The organism is Antribacter gilvus, assembly GCF_003946865.1.
Lineage (GTDB): Bacteria > Actinomycetota > Actinomycetes > Actinomycetales > Cellulomonadaceae > Antribacter > Antribacter gilvus.
Genome location: NZ_QXTH01000007.1, coordinates 157,439 through 172,750 on the forward strand (window position 1 = coordinate 157,439; position 15,312 = coordinate 172,750).

The 15,312-nt window shown below is 74.1% G+C and carries 17 protein-coding genes; 3 read left to right on the top strand and 14 right to left on the bottom strand.

Features of this window, described 5'->3' with window-relative positions; all coding sequences use genetic code 11:
* Positions 1–3: 3 nt before the first annotated feature.
* From D1350_RS13525 to D1350_RS13560, 8 genes are all read right to left on the bottom strand, one after another.
* On the bottom strand, positions 4–1,089 hold the full coding sequence (locus tag D1350_RS13525; RefSeq protein ID WP_125776545.1) for a branched-chain amino acid ABC transporter permease: 1,086 nt from the start codon (positions 1,087–1,089) through the stop codon (positions 4–6).
* Positions 1,086–1,964 (bottom strand): branched-chain amino acid ABC transporter permease, encoded by an 879-nt coding sequence (locus tag D1350_RS13530; protein ID WP_125776546.1) that lies wholly within the window; start codon positions 1,962–1,964, stop codon positions 1,086–1,088. Before D1350_RS13530 ends, D1350_RS13525 begins: the two co-directional genes overlap by 4 nt.
* Positions 1,964–2,683: an ABC transporter ATP-binding protein gene (locus D1350_RS13535; RefSeq protein ID WP_125776547.1), complete on the bottom strand. Its 720-nt coding sequence runs from the start codon at positions 2,681–2,683 to the stop codon at positions 1,964–1,966. Before D1350_RS13535 ends, D1350_RS13530 begins: the two co-directional genes overlap by 1 nt.
* A complete protein-coding gene (locus tag D1350_RS13540) occupies positions 2,680–3,549 on the bottom strand; it encodes an ABC transporter ATP-binding protein (RefSeq protein ID WP_240644090.1) in 870 nt (289 codons plus the stop codon). The genes D1350_RS13535 and D1350_RS13540 overlap by 4 nt, the downstream gene beginning before the upstream one ends.
* A gap of 176 nt (positions 3,550–3,725) precedes the next feature.
* Positions 3,726–4,505 carry an SDR family NAD(P)-dependent oxidoreductase gene (locus tag D1350_RS13545; protein ID WP_240644091.1) on the bottom strand — a complete coding sequence of 260 codons (780 nt, stop codon included), beginning with the start codon at positions 4,503–4,505 and terminating at the stop codon, positions 3,726–3,728.
* Positions 4,502–5,503, bottom strand: coding sequence for an NADPH:quinone oxidoreductase family protein (locus D1350_RS13550; RefSeq protein WP_240644092.1), 1,002 nt, complete (start codon positions 5,501–5,503; stop codon positions 4,502–4,504). The genes D1350_RS13545 and D1350_RS13550 overlap by 4 nt, the downstream gene beginning before the upstream one ends.
* Complete coding sequence (locus D1350_RS13555) at positions 5,496–6,095, bottom strand: TetR/AcrR family transcriptional regulator (RefSeq protein WP_206074534.1); 600 nt, start codon at positions 6,093–6,095, stop codon at positions 5,496–5,498. Before D1350_RS13555 ends, D1350_RS13550 begins: the two co-directional genes overlap by 8 nt.
* A gap of 12 nt (positions 6,096–6,107) precedes the next feature.
* Positions 6,108–6,818, bottom strand: coding sequence for an SDR family oxidoreductase (locus tag D1350_RS13560; RefSeq protein ID WP_240644093.1), 711 nt, complete (start codon positions 6,816–6,818; stop codon positions 6,108–6,110).
* Positions 6,819–7,000: 182 nt separating this feature from the next.
* On the opposite strand from D1350_RS13560, the gene D1350_RS13565 reads away from it, so the two are divergent.
* Positions 7,001–7,534 carry a YbhB/YbcL family Raf kinase inhibitor-like protein gene (locus tag D1350_RS13565; protein ID WP_125776550.1) on the top strand — a complete coding sequence of 178 codons (534 nt, stop codon included), beginning with the start codon at positions 7,001–7,003 and terminating at the stop codon, positions 7,532–7,534.
* 49 nt (positions 7,535–7,583) lie between these two features.
* Positions 7,584–8,150, top strand: a complete 567-nt coding sequence (locus D1350_RS13570) for a YbaK/EbsC family protein (RefSeq protein WP_125776551.1) — start codon at positions 7,584–7,586, stop codon at positions 8,148–8,150.
* Between the two features lie 30 nt (positions 8,151–8,180).
* Here the strand turns inward: D1350_RS13570 and D1350_RS13575 are convergent, their stop codons facing one another.
* From D1350_RS13575 to D1350_RS13595, 5 genes are all read right to left on the bottom strand, one after another.
* Positions 8,181–9,509, bottom strand: a complete 1,329-nt coding sequence (locus tag D1350_RS13575) for an extracellular solute-binding protein (protein ID WP_125776552.1) — start codon at positions 9,507–9,509, stop codon at positions 8,181–8,183.
* Positions 9,493–11,532, bottom strand: a complete 2,040-nt coding sequence (locus D1350_RS13580) for a vWA domain-containing protein (RefSeq protein ID WP_125776553.1) — start codon at positions 11,530–11,532, stop codon at positions 9,493–9,495. Before D1350_RS13580 ends, D1350_RS13575 begins: the two co-directional genes overlap by 17 nt.
* Before the next feature lie 134 nt (positions 11,533–11,666).
* On the bottom strand, positions 11,667–12,218 hold the full coding sequence (locus tag D1350_RS13585) for a TetR-like C-terminal domain-containing protein (RefSeq protein WP_125776554.1): 552 nt from the start codon (positions 12,216–12,218) through the stop codon (positions 11,667–11,669).
* A complete protein-coding gene (locus tag D1350_RS13590) occupies positions 12,211–13,035 on the bottom strand; it encodes an alpha/beta fold hydrolase (RefSeq protein ID WP_125776555.1) in 825 nt (274 codons plus the stop codon). The genes D1350_RS13585 and D1350_RS13590 overlap by 8 nt, the downstream gene beginning before the upstream one ends.
* 83 nt (positions 13,036–13,118) lie before the next feature.
* Positions 13,119–14,129 (bottom strand): siderophore-interacting protein, encoded by a 1,011-nt coding sequence (locus D1350_RS13595; protein WP_420807811.1) that lies wholly within the window; start codon positions 14,127–14,129, stop codon positions 13,119–13,121.
* 129 nt (positions 14,130–14,258) lie between these two features.
* Here D1350_RS13595 and D1350_RS13600 point away from each other — a divergent pair, with 129 nt between their 5' ends.
* Positions 14,259–14,591 (top strand): hypothetical protein, encoded by a 333-nt coding sequence (locus tag D1350_RS13600; RefSeq protein ID WP_125776556.1) that lies wholly within the window; start codon positions 14,259–14,261, stop codon positions 14,589–14,591.
* 28 nt (positions 14,592–14,619) lie between these two features.
* Here D1350_RS13600 and D1350_RS13605 read toward each other — a convergent pair whose 3' ends face one another.
* On the bottom strand, positions 14,620–15,279 hold the full coding sequence (locus D1350_RS13605; RefSeq protein WP_125776557.1) for a GntR family transcriptional regulator: 660 nt from the start codon (positions 15,277–15,279) through the stop codon (positions 14,620–14,622).
* Positions 15,280–15,312 lie beyond the last annotated feature (33 nt).

A 15,312-nucleotide genomic window follows, 5' to 3' on the forward strand; every position in this document is an offset into this window, starting at 1 on the left:
GGTTCACCTCTCTGTGAGCGGGGGTTGCTGGGACCGGGCCGCGCGGCGTGCGGCGAGAGCTCCCGCCGCACCGCCCGGCCAGGCGAGGGTCACGACGACCAGGAGGGCGCCGAACACGAGGACCGCGAGGTTGCCCGACAGTCGCTGCTGAAGGTCCGCGGGGAGGTCGAGCGCCGTGGTGACGCTCTCGATCAGCCAGGGCAGGAGCACGACGACGGCGGAGCCGACCGCCGCTCCCCCGAGACTGCCGAGGCCGCCGACGACCGCGGCGACGACGAGGAGCAGGGAGAACGCCAGCGAGTACGCGCCGGGGCTGACCGACTGGGTGACGAGGCACAGCACCGCGCCGCCGAGGCCGGCGGAGACGGCGCTCGCGACGAACGCGACGACCTTGACGCGGCCGGCGGGCACGCCGCTGAGCCGTGCGGCCGTCTCGTCGCCGTGCACGGCGCGCATCTGCAGGCCGGCCCGGCTGCGGCGGAGCAGGACCAGTCCGGTGGCGGCCACGGAGGCCGCGAGGATCGCGATCCACGCGTGCCACTGCTCGAGGGCGACGAGCCGCTCGAGCGCGGGCGGGACGTCCTCGTAGGGTGCGCGCAGGCCCTGGTCGCCGCCGAGGACGCCCCTCAGGACGGCGGTGACCGCGGGCAGGGCGATGACCAGGGCCAGGGTGAGTCCGGCCAGGTAGGGGCCACGTAGCCGCGCCCCGGCCAGGCCGAGCAGGAGCCCGAGCACCCCCGAGACGACGACGGCTCCGGCCAGCCCTGCCAGGACGCGCACCACGGAGGTGCCTTCGTCGCCCGAGGTGCCCGGGCCGCCGTCGGCCATTCCGTCCACGAGGCTCGCCGCGAGCGCGTAGCCGTATCCGCCTGCCGCCATCAGGGCGGCATGGCCCAGCGAGAGCTGGCCGGTGAGGCCGACGAGCACCGAGAGCCCGGCCGTGGCGCAGAAGTACGCGGCGACGATCGCGAGCTGGTAGTTCCGGTACGGGTCGAGGACGAACGTGACGGCGATGCCGAGGAAGGCGAGCGCCAGGCCGCCGAGAAGGATCCGGGGCGTGCCCGTCACCTGGGGAAGGACGCGGTTCATGCCTGCCTCGCCTCGATCGCGGCGAAGATGCCGGCGGGTCGTACCAGAAGGACCGTCGCGAGCAGGACCAGCACCGCGACGGGGGCGACGGTGGCACCGAGGTACCCGGTGACCAGCGTCATGAGCACGCCCACGACAAGGCCGCCCAGGAGGGCGCCGACGGGCGAGTCGAGCCCGCCGACCACCGCCACGGTGAAGGCGTGCACGAACAGCATGTCGGCGGAGTGGGCGTTGAGCCCCAGCTCGGTGGGCACGAGCAGCAGGGCGGCGAGCGCCGCGACGGCGCTCGACAGGACCCAGCCGATCGTGAGCATCCGCGGGACGCGGACCCCGAGCAGACGGGACACCTCGGGGGCGAACGCCGAGGCCCGCAGCTGCAGGCCGAGCGACGTGCGCGTGAAGAGCAGTGCGAGAACGCCCATCACGACCACGGCGACCACGAGCACGAACACGTCGTAGGGCGACAGGACGGGCACGCCGCCCACCTGGAACGGCCGCTCGTCGAACGGGGCCGCCATGGGCCGGTGCTGCGGGCCGAACAGCATCCCGAGGCCCGACTGCAGCACCATGACGAGGCCGATCGCGACGATCATGCCGGGCAGCGGGTTGCCGGCCGGCACGTGGTTCATGACGCCCCGCTCGACGACGACGCCGAGGACCGCCCCCGTGAGCAGCGCGCTGCCGAGGCCGAGCCAGTAGGAACCGGTCGCGGCGGTGACGCCGAACGCCACGAACACGGCCACGACCGCCATGGCGCCCTGCGCGAAGTTCACCACCCGGGCGGCGCGCCACACGATGACGAGCGAGAGGGCGAACAGGGCGAACACCGCGCCGCGCGCGACGCCCGTCGCCAGGAGGAACACGAGTCTGTCCATCAGAACCCCAGGTAGGCGTGTCGAAGTGCAGGGTCCGCGGCCAGCTCGGCGGCCGGCGCGTCGGCGACGACCTCGCCGAGGCCGAGCACGACGCCGCGGTCGGCGACGGAGAGGGCGCTGGTCACGTTCTGCTCGGCGAGCAGGACGGTGAGCCCGGTGCGGTCCACGGTGCCGCGGATCACGGCGAGGAGCTGCGCGACGACGCGCGGGGCGAGGCCCAGCGACGGCTCGTCGAGCAGCAGCACGCGCGGCTCGGCGACCAGCGCCCGAGCGAGGGCGAGCATCTGGCGCTCGCCCCCGGAGAGCTGGTGGCCGGCGCTGGAGCGGCGACGCGCGAGGGGCTCGAAGAGCTCGTACATCTCGTCCACCGCCACGCGGCGCTCGGCCCGGCGGCGGTGCCGCCACAGCGCGCCCAGCTGGAGGTTCTCCTCGACGGTGAGCTCGGCGACGACGCTGCGGCCCTCCGGCACCTGGGCGAGGCCGCAGCGGGCGCGGTCCTCCACGGCGACGCCCGCGAGGTCGTCGCCGTCGAGCAGGATGCGCCCCCCGCGGGGGGTGATCAGGCCGGACACGGTCCGCAGGAGCGTGGTCTTGCCCGCGCCGTTGGCGCCGAGCAGCGCGACGACGGTGCCCTCCTCGACGGCCAGGTCCAGGCTCGCGATGACGGGCGCGCCGCCATAGCCGACGGCGAGGGACTCGATGGTGAGGAGCGCGGTCACGAGGCGGCCTCGGCGCTGATGCTCTGCCCATCGACCGCGGGGCCCAGGCCATCTCGACCCTCGCGGGAGGCGCTGACCCCCAGGTACGCCGTCTCCACCGCCGGGTCCGCCCGGACCTCGTCGGGCGGGCCGCACGCGATGACCCTGCCGAAGTCCAGGACGACGACGCGGTCGGCGAGCCCCATGACGAAGTCGACGTGGTGCTCGACGAGCAGGACGGAGCAGCCGTCGGCGGCGACGTCGCGGACGGTCTGAGCGAGACGGTCGATGTCGTCGTGGCCCAGGCCGCCCGCCGGCTCGTCGAGGAGCAGGAGGCTCGGCCGGGTCACGAGGGCCCGCGCGAGGGCGACCTGCTTGCGGTCCGGGTAGGACAGCGCGTCGACGGGGCGGTGGACGAGGGAGGTCAGCCCGAGCCGGTCGAGGGTCGCGCGGGCGGCGGCCTCGGGGTCCTCGGGGGTGTCCCCGTGGGTGCCCCGGGTGCCGGCCGCGCCGGTCGCGAGCGGGACCATGACGTTCTCGAGCACCGTCATCCCGCTGAAGAGCCCGAGCCCCTGCAGCGTGCGGGCCACGCCGGCCGCGACGAGGCGCGTGGGCGACCCGGGGGCCGGACGGCCGCCGAGCCGGATGCTGCCGCCGCGCGGGCGGACCAGGCCGCACACCGCGTTGAACACGGTGGTCTTGCCGGCGCCGTTGGGCCCGATCAGCGCGACGGTCTCGCCGGCGCCGACGGTGAACGAGACGTCGTCGAGCGCGGTGAGCCCGCCGAACGCCACGGTCAGGCGGTCGACCTCCAGGCACGGCGGCCTGGTGGGGGTCCCGGGCGTGGGGCCGGGGACGGGTGGAGCAGAAGACCGGGTGGTCATCATCGGCACCTCTTCGTGTCGGACTGCGCCACCGTACCGCATAAACCGACCGGACGGTATGCCCCTCGAGGCAGTGTCACCCACCCGTGACAAACCCCTCGCTGTAGGTACGCGTATGGCCGCGATCCCCAGCGGGATGGCGGCCATACGCGTACCCGTAGCGAGGGGCGGGAGGGGGTTCAGGCGTGCTGGATGCCCGCCGTCATGCCGCCGTCCACCACGACCTCCGTGCCGCTCAGGTACGCGGACCCGTCGCCCGCGAGGAACAGCACGGGCCGGGCGACGTCGTCCGGCTGCGCGGGCCGGCCCAGCGGGATGTGCGCGTACTCCGGGTCCATGCTCGCCGTCATGTCGGTCATGACGAACCCCGGGTGCACCGAGTTGACCCGCACGCCGCGCGGCCCCAGCTCCATGGCCAGGGACTTCGTCAGCCCTCGCACGCCGAACTTGGACGCCACGTACGCGTGCAGGGCGGCGCTGCCTCGCAAACCCTCGACGGACGAGATGTTGACGATCGACCCGCGCCCCGCGGCGATCATCGCCGGGGTCACGGCGCGGCAGCCGAGGAAGACCCCGGTCAGGTTCACGGCGATCACCGCGTCCCAGCGCTCCCGGGTGATGCTCGTGACCCGCCCGACGTCGCCGATCCCGGCGTTGTTCACGAGCACGTCCACGCCGCCGAGCCGCTCGGTGGTGGCGCCGACCACGCGCGACCAGTCGTCCTCGTCCGTGACGTCGAGGTGCTCGAACACGGCCCGCTCGCCCAGGTCCGCGGCCAGGGCCTTGCCGACGTCGTCGAGCAGGTCCGCGACGACGACGTGCGCGCCCGCCCCGTGGAGCGCGCGGACGCACGCCTCGCCGATGCCGCGGGCGCCGCCCGTCACGATGGCGACGCGGCCGGCCAGCCCGTCCGGGCCGCCACGGCCGGCGAGACCGCTCGAGCCTTCCGGGCCGCTCACTCGCCGACCCGCACGACGAGCCGGCCGGTCGTGGCGCCGCTCGCGAGCTGCTGGACCGCGGCGGGCGCCTCGTCGAACGGCACGACGCCGCTCACCACGGGGCGCACGACGCCGGCGTCGGCCAGCCGCGTGAGCTCGGCGTGCGCCTCCAGCACGAGGTCAGGCCGCTGCACGGGGTAGAGGCCCCAGTGCAGGCCGAGCACCCCGTAGTTCTTGACGAGCGCGTGGTTGGCCCGGACCTCCGGCACCCGGCCGCTCGCGAAGCCGACCACCACGATGCGGCCCTCGAACGCGACGCAACGGGCCGACTGGTCGAAGGCGTCGCCGCCCACCGGGTCGAACACCACGTCGGCGCCGTGCCCGCCGGTCAGCTCCTTGACGGCGGCCGCGAGATCGAGGCCGTCGCCGCGGACGAGCACGTGCTCGCACCCGGCGTCGCGGGCCACCGCCACCTTCTCGTCGCTGCCGACCACGCCGATCACGTGCGCCCCGGCCGCCGCCCCGAGCTGGGCGGCGGCGGTGCCGACGCCGCCCGCGGCAGCGTGGACGAGCAGCCGCTCGCCCCGCTGCAGCGCAGCCCGGCGGTGCAGGCCGAACCACGCGGTCTGGTACGCGATCGTGAGGGACGCAGCCTGGGCGTCGTCGAGCGAACCCGGCGCGCGGTGCGCGGCGGAGGCGTCGAGGATCGCGTACTCGGACAGCACCCCGATCCGGGACCCGACCACGCGGTCGCCCGGCGTGAAGCCGTCGACGTCCGCCCCGGCCGACACCACGTCGCCGCACAGCTCGATGCCCGGCACGAACGGCAGCTCCGGCCGCACCTGGTACTGCCCGCGGGCGAGCAGCACGTCGGGGAAGTTCACGGCGACCGCGCGCACCCGGACGAGCAGCTCCCCCGGGCCCGGCTCGGGCACCGGCAGCTCCACCTGTTCCAGGACGTCCTTCGGCTCGCCGTGGCGCACCACCTGCCAGGCCCGCATCGTCGTGGGATCACCCATCTGTTGCTCCTCCTCCGTTCGCGCGGATGCTCCGCAGGAACAGGTCCGTGATCTGCTGGGCCACCTCGGTCTTGTCCTCGGGGCCCTCCGGCGAGTACCAGTGCGACAGGTAGTGCACGTCGCTGAAGAAGTGGGCGATGAGCACGGAGCGGGGCACGTCCGTGCGGAAGACGCCCTCGGCCTGGCCGCGCTCGATCAGGGTCGCGAACTGGTCGTGGTACTCCCGTCGTCGGCGCACCACCTCCTGGCGCCGCGGCGCGGTGAGCATGTGCATGCTGCGGAAGAAGACGGTGCCCTCGGGCAGGAAGTCGATCGACGTCTCGATGACGTCGACGCACACGGTCCGCAGCACCTCCTCGACGGCCCCGCCGCGCGCCATGATCTCGTCCAGGCGCGACTTCTGCAGCGAGAGCATGCGCTCGTAGATCGCGAAGAGCAGGTCGTCCTTGGACTGGAAGTAGTGGTACATGGCGCCCTTGGTGACGCCCGCTGCCTCGACGATCTGCTGCACGCTCGTGGTGGCGTAACCCTGCGTGGCGAACAGCTCAAGCGCGGCGCGGGTCACCTGGTCGGCGACGCTCGTGGTCCTCATGGCAACCATCCTCTACCCCACCGACCCGATGCTCACGCCGCCGTCGATCTTGAGGGTCTGCCCGGTGACCCAGGCGGCATCGTCGGACAGGAGGAACGCGACCGGCCCGGCGACGTCGTCCGGCTCGCCGAGGCGGGCCAGCGGGTAGGCCGCGGCGGCCTCGTCCTCGCGGCCCGCGAAGAGCGCGTCGGCGAACTTGGTGCGGACGACGGCGGGCGCGACGGCGTTGACACGGATCGCGGGAGCCAGCTCGTCGGCGAGCTGCGAGGTGAGGTTGATCAACGCCGCCTTGGAGGCGCCGTAGAAGGCGATGTTGGGGCTGGCCGAGATGCCTGCGAGCGACGCCACGTTCACGATGGACCGGCTCAGCCCCGCATCCAGGGCGGCCCGCGTCCACTGGAGCGAGCCGATCACGTTGACCTCCATGATCTTGCGCGCCGCCACAAGGTCCAGCTCGCGCAGCGGACCCCACGACGGGTTGATGCCCGTGTTGTTGACCAGGTGGTCGAGCCTGCCGAACCGCTCCACGGCATGCGCGATCGTGGCGACCTGATGGTCGGCGTCGTCGGCCCGGCCGCGCACGAAGACCGCGTCGTCCGTACCGATCTCGTCCACCGCCTGCTGCAACGACTCCGGGTCACGGCCCGTGATGACCACCTTGCCGCCCTCGGCGACGATCCGGCGCGCGATCGCCAGACCGATCCCCCGGCTTCCTCCGGTCACCACGGCGACCCTGTCCTCGAACCTGCGCACCCGCTCACCCCATCGTGTCGTCGACCTCGTCGTCGCGCCGGGCGTGGTTGTCGTCGGGCAACGTACCGTCCGGTCGGTTTGGTGAGAACCGTACCACGGAGGCGGCGAGCGCGTCCCTGGCGAGGGGCGTACGAACCGGGCAGAGTAGACCTATGGACTTCGAGCGCCCGTACCCGCCCGACCCTTACTCGCTGCTGCCCGTCGCGGCCACGTTCCGCCTGACGAGCACCGACCTCGTCGACGGCGAGCGCATGCCCGACCGGCACGCCGTCCAGCACGAGAACGTCTCCCCCGCCCTCGAGTGGTCCGGGTTCCCCGAGGGGACCCAGTCGTTCGTGGTGAGCTGCTACGACGTCGACGCGCCCACGCCGTCCGGCTACTGGCACTGGAACCTCGTGGACCTCCCGGCAGGGGTCACGTCCCTGCCCACCGGCGCCGGCGACGGGTCCGACCTGCCCGGGGGCGCGTTCCAGGTCCGCGGCGACGGCCGCAACCCGGGCTACGAGGGCGCCGGCCCGCCACCCGGAGACCACCCGCACCGCTACATCTTCGCCGTCCACGCGCTGGACGTGCCGTCGCTCGCCGAGCTGGGCCTCAGCCCCGAGGCCACGAACGCCCAGGTCGGGTTCAACGTCTTCTTCCACGCGCTGGGCCGCGCCACGCTGATGGTCACCTACAGCGCCTGATCCGTGGGCCATGCCGTCGGGCACGCTGTGCGTCCGGCAGAATCACCGCATGACTCTTCCCACGCTCGGCGACCTCCCCTGGGAGCCCGCGCTCGACCGCACCGATCTCCTCGCCGCGCCCGTCGTGGCGGCGCTCCGCGCCTGGGCCGACGCCAACCCCCAGGTGCGCGACCAGGTCGCCGTGACCGAGATCGACCCCGACCACGCCGACACCGCCACCCTCAACGAGGTGCACGGGCTGCCACCGGAGGCGTCCGCCAACTGCGTCCTCGTGGCCGGGCGCCGTGGCGAGGACGAGCGGATCGCCGCCGTCGTCGTCACCGCTGCCACTCGCGCCGACGTCAACACCCGCGTCCGCAAGCTCCTCGACGTCCGCAAGGCGTCGTTCCTGCCCACGGACCGGGCGGTGGCGGAGTCGGGGATGGAGTACGGCGGCATCACGCCCGTGGGCCTGCCGGCCGGATGGCGCGTCCTGGTGGACTCACGCCTCTCCGACCTGGGGACGCTCGCCCTCATGGGCAGCGGCGTGCGGCAGTCCAAGCTGCTCATGCCGGGCCCGCTGCTCGCGACGATGCCGGGCGTCGAGGTGATCGAGGACCTGGGCATCGAGCGCTGACCCGGGGTCCGCCCGGCAGTCCGACAGCCTCTACGTGCGCGTCCGGCCCGAGACCGCCGTGTCCAGGCGCTCCTGGAGCGCATCCAGGTCGGGCGCCTGGCCCGAGTCGTAGGCGCGGTGCAGGAAGCCGTGGAACGCGTCGCTGAACCGCGACCAGTGCACGAGCGCCGGCCGGCGGTGCGCATCCTGGAGCGCGGCGAGGAGCGTCGCGGCCTGCGGGTCCGGCGTGGCGCCCACCCGGTCGTAGTACGGCTCCGGGCGTGCGGCCGCGAAGCCACCCCGCTCGCGCAGGATCTGCTGGCTGCGCTCCCCCGTGAGGAACTCCGCGAGCTCCTGCGCGGCGACGGGGTAGCGCGACCAGGCCGACACGGCCAGGCTCTGGCCGCCCAGGAGACCGCCGCCCGGCAGCGGCGCCACCGCCACGTCGAGGCCGGACACGCCCGAGAGGGTCCGGTGCGCGACCGGCCAGTGGCGCAGGAACGCCGTGCGGCCCGCGACGAACGCGTCGAGGGAGGCGCTCTCGTCGAAGGTCAGCGAGTCGCTGAGGACCGTGTCGTCGCTGAGCCGGTTCCCCAGCAGCTCCAGCACCCGCCGGGTGCGGCTGTCCTCGGCGACGCGGGGGTCGCCGTCGGCCGTGACGGGGCGCGCACCCGAGCCGAGGAGCAGCTCCAGCACGTGGACCGTGAACCCCTCGTAGTCCGCGAGCTGCAGGGCGATGCCGCCGGCGGCGAGGCCCAGCTCGCGCACGCCCCTGGCCACGTCCAGCAGGTCGTCCCAGGTCGTGATCGCAGCGGCCTGGTCGGCGAGCGGCACGCCCGCCCGCTCCAGCAGGCTGGGACGGTAGTACAGCAGTCCCACGTCCGTGTTGAAGGGCAGGGCCCACAGCCGCCCGTCCCAGCGCCCCGCCTCGCGCGGGCCGACGACGAAGCCGTCCGTGTCGACGTCGTCCAGGGGCCGCAGGTAGCCGAGCGCCGCGAACTGCGGGATCCACGGGATGTCGAGGTTGTAGACGTCGTAGCGGGGGTCACGCTCCTGCGCCGCTGTGTGCAGCGTCGCCCAGGCGAGGTCGGCGTTGCCCGACAGCTCCACCATCTGCGCCGGCCGGTCCGGGTGCAGGGCGTTCCAGGTCTCGACCAGCAGCCGTCGCTGGTGGTTCGTGGTCTCGTCCCGCCCGCTGAGCACCGTCAGCCGTTCGCCCGCCGGGAGCTGTTCCGGCTCCCGCTCGCGCCCCGGCCACCACGGGCCCACGCCGATCGCGCCCGACCCGAGCACCCCGAGCACGGCACCGGCGCCGAGCCCCGCCGCGACCCCGAGGACGTCTCGCCGGGTGACGCCGCGCGTCTCATTCTTTGGGAGCATGACTGCCCCAGAGCTGGAGGTAGAAGGCGGTGAGCACGTCGTCGAGGTCGTCGAAGCCGGACGTGGCGCACTGGCCGCCGGTCACCGCCGCGACGTTGCCGAGGCCTGTCTCCTCGCAGCTCGTCCCACCCACCGCGACGACGTACGCCCGCGCGGCCGACCCGTCCGCACGTGCCTCCACGTCCGCGAGCGCGACCGGCAGGTCGGACTCGTCACGGCCGTCCGTCAGGACCACCATCGCGTACAGGGAGGCCGGGTCGGCGGCGGCGCGGGCGTCGAGCTCGGCCAGCCCGTCGACCACGGCGTCGTAGAGCGGCGTGTCCAGGACCGGGCCGGAGCCGTCGGGCGCGTGCTCCGCGAGGGCCGCGGCCACCTCGCCCTCGGTCCGGCCGGCACTGATCGACAGCTCGGTCACCGGGCTCGTGGCCGCCGAGCCGGAGAAGAAGGACAGGCCGAACCCGTCGCTCGGGCCGAGATAGTTGAACGCCTCCCGCACGCGCAGCGACGCGATGGCGAACCGGGTCGCCCCGCTCGCACCCACCTGCTCGCGCATCGAGCCGGACGCGTCCACGAGGACGAGCACATGGGTGGGCCGGCGCGCCAGGCCGTAGGCGGTGAGGGCGTTCTCCAGCGTCTGCCAGGCAGGGGCCTCCAGATCGAGCTCCACGTTGTCGAGGACGCCGCGACTGGCGTCGAGCGGTGCCTGCACCGTCCCGTCGGCCCGGCGCAGGCCGAGACGTTCGGGCAGGGTCGCCTGGGCGTCGTCGGCCAGCCAGGCGAGGAGCGCGACGGACGCCCGGCGTCGCTCGGTCCGGACGTCCACGGCCTCGTCCGACGGCGGCGTGCCCGGCCACCGCACCGTCGTCGCCTGGTACGTGACGGAGCCCGCGCCGTCCGGGTAGTACGCGATCAGGCCGTCGCCCGGGTCGGCGCCCGACGGGCAGGACCGTCCGAGGTTGTACGCCACCATGGCGCGCTCCGTCGTCAGCACGGCCGCGGGGGCGGAGCTGTCACCGCTGGCCTCCAGGAGCCGGCACATCAGTGCGCCGTCGCTGCTCACGGGCAGGCCGGTCGCCGCCAGCCCGAGGGCGACCCGCTGCTCCACGCGGCGGATCCCGTCCGGCTCGACGTCGTCGTAGATGGCCTCGGCCTGGCGCAGGGCGGTGAACGACGTGTCGGGAGCCGCCCGCACCACAGGGACGCCGGCGGCGGCGACGGCTTCGATCAGGTCGGCGGCCGGCACACCGGTGCGCTCGACCCCCGGCAGCGCGCGCGGGACCGCGAGGACCAGGGGCGTGCTGCCCACCGTGGCCTGCCGCCCGAACTCCGGCACGACGGGCGTCAGGTGCGGCGGCGTCGAGGCCTCGGCGCCGGGCTCGGCCGCGGGCTCGCCCGCGGTCGCTCCATCGGGCGCGGTCGCGCCCGCCTCGACGTCGTCCGACGCCTCGGCGATGACCGCACCACCGGCCACCGCGCGCACCTGCGCCGCCGACTCGGTGATCCAGACGTCGGGCCGGGGGCCGACGTCGCGCAGCTGGTCCTCGCCCCAGCCGGCTGTCATGGCGGCGCGCGCGCCGTGCCAGTCGGTCTCGAAGGCCGTGACGTGCGCCCGGGGGCAGCCGGTGTCGTCCACGTAGTCGTCCGCGAAGTCGTTGACGAGAGCCGCCAGCTCGGCGTGCCCGTCCTGGGGCATGAGCACCGTCAGCTCGACTGCGGCCGGGCAGCGGTCGGGCAGGAGCGCGTCCCGGACCAGGAGGAAGCCGACCACGCCGAGGCCCACCGCCGACATCGCGACGACGACGACCTGCGCCCAGCGAGGCATCCGAGGCATGCCCAGAGCGCGGATCGCCGCCCAGGTCCCGGCCAGGACGAAGGCCGCGGCGCCGATGACGAGGATCTGCTTGGCGCGGCCGTCGAACAGCTCTGCCAGGAGGCTGGCCACCGTACCGATCGCCATGATCACGGCGGCGGCGGCCGCGAACCGGACGGGACTGTCACCCGGGAGGGCTTTGCGCTGTGCCATTGTCGCCCTCCGAGGTCAGCGGTGACCGGATGAGGAATCAGCGCGACTCTAGCCGAGAGGTGACACACTCCACAAAAGCCCCCTAACGCCCACCGTAGGGCGGGCCGCCGCGGCCCGGTCACCGCGGCCCCGGGTCACCGCAGGCTCGCCACCACCATCGCCACGACCCCCTCGAAGCTGGCGTCGACGTCCTCCGCCATCGCGAACCCTCCCGCGGCCTCCAGGGAGGCGAACCCGTGCACGACGGCGCGGGCGCGGCGCATGGCGTGGACCGCCTCGGCGCCGGACAGCCCGTAGCCGGCCAGCACCGCCGCGAAGACGTCCAGCACGCGCTTCCCTGCCGCCTCCAGGACCGGGTCCGTGAGCGGGGCGAGCGGCACGAACGCGTACCGGTGCGGGTGGTCGAGGACGTACCGCCGCCAGCCGTGCAGCAGGGCGGAGACCGCGTCGTCCCCCGAGCGGCCCAGCCCCGCGGCGGTGACGACGTCACCCAGCTCCTCCAGGAACCGGAGGGACACGAGGGTGCGCAGCTCCCCCAGCCCGCCCACGTGCTTGTACAGCGAGGGGGTCGCCACCCCCGTCCGAGCGGCCACGGCGGCGAGCGTGAGCGCCGCCGGGCCGTCGGCGTCCACGACGGCGACCGCGGCGTCGACCACAGCCCGCGGCGACAGGCCCGCCCTAGCCACGGGCCCGGCTCCGCGCCTCGGCCGCGAACCGCGCGATCGCCGGGTTCACCCGGTCCGGGATCTCGAGGAACGGGTAGTGGCCGGCCTCGTCGACCAGGAGCAGCTCGGCCGTGGTGGCCGTGAAGGAGCCGACGGCGGCCCGCGCCTCGGCGGGCGCGTCCGGGAAGTCGGGGTCGAGGGTGCCCATGACGACGAGGACCGGGCAGGCCACCTCGGCCGCGGGGCCGTCCGCCCACCAGACGGAGGTGGGGTCGAGCACCGCGCCGACGGCGTGCAGCCGGCCGGGCTCACGGAGCTGGGCCAGGAGGCGGGCCGTGTCGTCGGCGTGGTCGGCGGGCGTCCCCGCCTTGAACAGGCTGCGGTAGAAGGCTCCCCACAGGGTGACGTTGTGCGTCACCGCCCAGAGCGCCAGCCGCAGCACGGGGTTCAGCGCGCGCTGCACGGTCGTCGCGCCCACGAGCACGATCCCGGCCACGTCCTGCGGAGCGCGCGCCGCCGCGAACGTCACGGCAGCGCTGCCGACGGAGCTGCCGACGAGCACGGCCGGACCGCCGTCGAGGTGGCGCACGAGCGCGAGGACGTCGTCGGCCACCTGCTCGGCGTCGTAGGCCGGCCAGACCGCCGTGGACTCGCCGTGCCCCCGCACATCGAGGCTCGCGACCCGGAAGCCCGCGTCGACCAGCGCCGGCGCGAGCAGGCGGAAAGCCTTCCGGTTGGCCCCCATGCCGTGCACGGTCACCGCGAGCGGCGCGCCGTCGGGGCCGGTCAGGTCGTAGGCGAGGCGGCCGTCCGGCCGGTCGAGGTGGTGAGTTGTCATAGCCCGTAGGCTAATAGCATTAGCCTACGGAGCGCAAGAGGCCCGGGGCGGTCGCCCACCCCGGGCCGCGTCGCTCCCTGCCGTCAGATCTCGGAGCGGCCCTTGCGCCAGTAGCCCATGAACGCGACCGCCTTGCGGTCCACGCCGCGCTCGGACACCAGGAACCGGCGGAGCGTCTTGATCATCCCCGCCTCACCGGCGAACCACGCGTAGAGCACGGTGTCCTGCACCAGCGGAGCACCGGTCATGTCGACGGGCACCTCCCACAGGATGCCGTTGTCGATGTCCACGTCCTCCGGCTCGCCCGACAGGTCGATGCCGGCGGCCGTGAGCGTCACCGGCGCCGACACGGTGGTCGTCGCCGACGGACGGACGCCCATCGCGAGGAGCCGGTCCGCCGCGGCCTGCACGGCCGGGACGAGCACGTCGCCGTGGTCGCGGCCGTCACGAGCCAGCCAGTGCACGCGGACACCCGCGGGGGCGCCGAGGTCCCAGCCGTCCTCGGGGTGCGGCACCTCGAGGAAGACCTCGCCCACCGCGTCGTCGGGCAGCGACTCGCAGATCGCGGCGATCGCCGGCACAGCGGTCTCGTCGCCCGCGAGGAGCAGTGCGTGGCTGCGCGACGGCGGCGCGAACTCCACGCCGCCGTGCGTGCCGTCCGTGTACGCGGCGTTGGGGCCCATGATGACGAGCGGCGCGCCCGGCTCGGCGCAGAGCGCCCAGCGCGAGGCCGGGCCGGAGTCTCCGTGGAGGACCATGTCGACGTCGACCTCGCGGCGGTCGTTGCGCACCGTGCGGACGGTGTAGGTGCGGAGCGGGTTGCGACGCTCGTCGGGCAGCGCCCGCCAGGCGGAGTACCAGTCCGGGTCGTCACGGCGCAGGTCGGCCCAGCCGCTGCCGCACGGGGCGGGCAGCAGCAGCTTGATGCGCTGGTCGCGGCCGTTGTCCGCGAACTGGTCGAGGTCCGCGCCGGTGAAGGTGATGCGCACGAACGACGGGCAGAGCCGCGTCACGCGCGTCACCTCGACGTCGAACATGCGCCACGGCTGAGCGGTGGTCTGGGCAGCCTGGTCGCTGCCCGCCTGAGTCGTCACGCTGGTGAGCCTAACCTAACTTTGGGGGACCTTCGCAACGCTTCGACGGAGTGGGACAGGTCACAATGGGCGGGTGAAACCAGCCGTTTTCGGTGATTCGAGGCTATTCGGGGGATTACGTTTCCGCACGTGAGCACCCTCGAGCGCATCGACACCGCCCTGGCGCGCGCCGTCCGTAGCGACCTGCACCTCGTCACCGACCTGGCCGAGGTGCCGCACTTCCGGTTCGGTGACGACGACCTCGAAGCGGTCGCGACCGACTTCGCCCAGCAGCCGGACGAGACGCTCTCCGCGCTCGACGCACGCCTCGCCCACCACCTCGCCACGGCCGACACCGCCGAGGACGACGACGTCGCGGAGGCCGCCCTGGTCAGCGCGCAGGCCGCCCTCCGCCTGCGCGGGCAGCTGACGGGCGACGAGCCCGCCGACCACGCGGCGGACCGGAGCACCGCGGCCGCCTGAGCGGGGGCACCCCCGACAGGAGCCGGGCTCAGTGGCGGGATGCCGCCTGCTCGGCACGCAGCCGGCGTGCGGCGTCGCGGCTGGTCCGCAGGTGCTCGACGGCGAGTCGTGCCGCCTCCTGACCGTCGCCTGCGCGGATCGCGCCCAGGAGTCCGAGGTGCTCGTCGACCATCTCCTGCAGATCGAGGTGCTGCCCGAGGAGCCAGCGCAGCCGGCTCGCGGTGATCGCACCGATCTCGTCCAGGAGCGGGCTCGCGGCCGTGGCCGCGACGAGCTCGTGGAAGTCGGCGCCGGCCCGGTGTGCGGCCGTCGGGTCCTGGGCGCGAGCCGCCTGCGCCTCGCGGTCCAGGACAGCCTCGAGCTCGGTGAGCCGCTCAGGGCTGCGACGTTCGGCGGCGAGGCGGAACGTGAGCGTCTCGATCGCGGAACGGACCTCGATCAGGTCGTCGACGTCGGCGTCCGTGAAGGTGCGCACCACGGCCCAGGTCCGGGGACGGGGGGTCACGAGACCCTCGGCGACGAGCATCCTGAGCGCCTCGCGCACGGGGACGCGACTCACCCCGAGCTCGGTCGCGAGGTCGCGTTCGACGAGCCTGTCCCCCGGGGCTCGCTCCCCCTCGATGATCTGCTCGCGAACGATCCGGGCGACCCTGTCCGCCTCGGGCTCGAACGACTGCTCTGAGGTCATGGCGACATCCTCCCGCCAAGTGTTGATCGCAAA

Coding starts and splice junctions, on each gene's coding strand:
- D1350_RS13525 (WP_125776545.1), bottom strand. CDS start 1,089: ATGAACCGCGTCCTTCCCCAGGTGACGGGCACGCCCCGGATCCTTCTC.
- D1350_RS13530 (WP_125776546.1), bottom strand. CDS start 1,964: ATGGACAGACTCGTGTTCCTCCTGGCGACGGGCGTCGCGCGCGGCGCG.
- D1350_RS13540 (WP_240644090.1), bottom strand. CDS start 3,549: ATGATGACCACCCGGTCTTCTGCTCCACCCGTCCCCGGCCCCACGCCC.
- D1350_RS13550 (WP_240644092.1), bottom strand. CDS start 5,503: ATGGGTGATCCCACGACGATGCGGGCCTGGCAGGTGGTGCGCCACGGC.
- D1350_RS13555 (WP_206074534.1), bottom strand. CDS start 6,095: ATGAGGACCACGAGCGTCGCCGACCAGGTGACCCGCGCCGCGCTTGAG.
- D1350_RS13565 (WP_125776550.1), top strand. CDS start 7,001: ATGGACTTCGAGCGCCCGTACCCGCCCGACCCTTACTCGCTGCTGCCC.
- D1350_RS13570 (WP_125776551.1), top strand. CDS start 7,584: ATGACTCTTCCCACGCTCGGCGACCTCCCCTGGGAGCCCGCGCTCGAC.
- D1350_RS13575 (WP_125776552.1), bottom strand. CDS start 9,509: ATGCTCCCAAAGAATGAGACGCGCGGCGTCACCCGGCGAGACGTCCTC.
- D1350_RS13580 (WP_125776553.1), bottom strand. CDS start 11,532: ATGGCACAGCGCAAAGCCCTCCCGGGTGACAGTCCCGTCCGGTTCGCG.
- D1350_RS13590 (WP_125776555.1), bottom strand. CDS start 13,035: ATGACAACTCACCACCTCGACCGGCCGGACGGCCGCCTCGCCTACGAC.
- D1350_RS13605 (WP_125776557.1), bottom strand. CDS start 15,279: ATGACCTCAGAGCAGTCGTTCGAGCCCGAGGCGGACAGGGTCGCCCGG.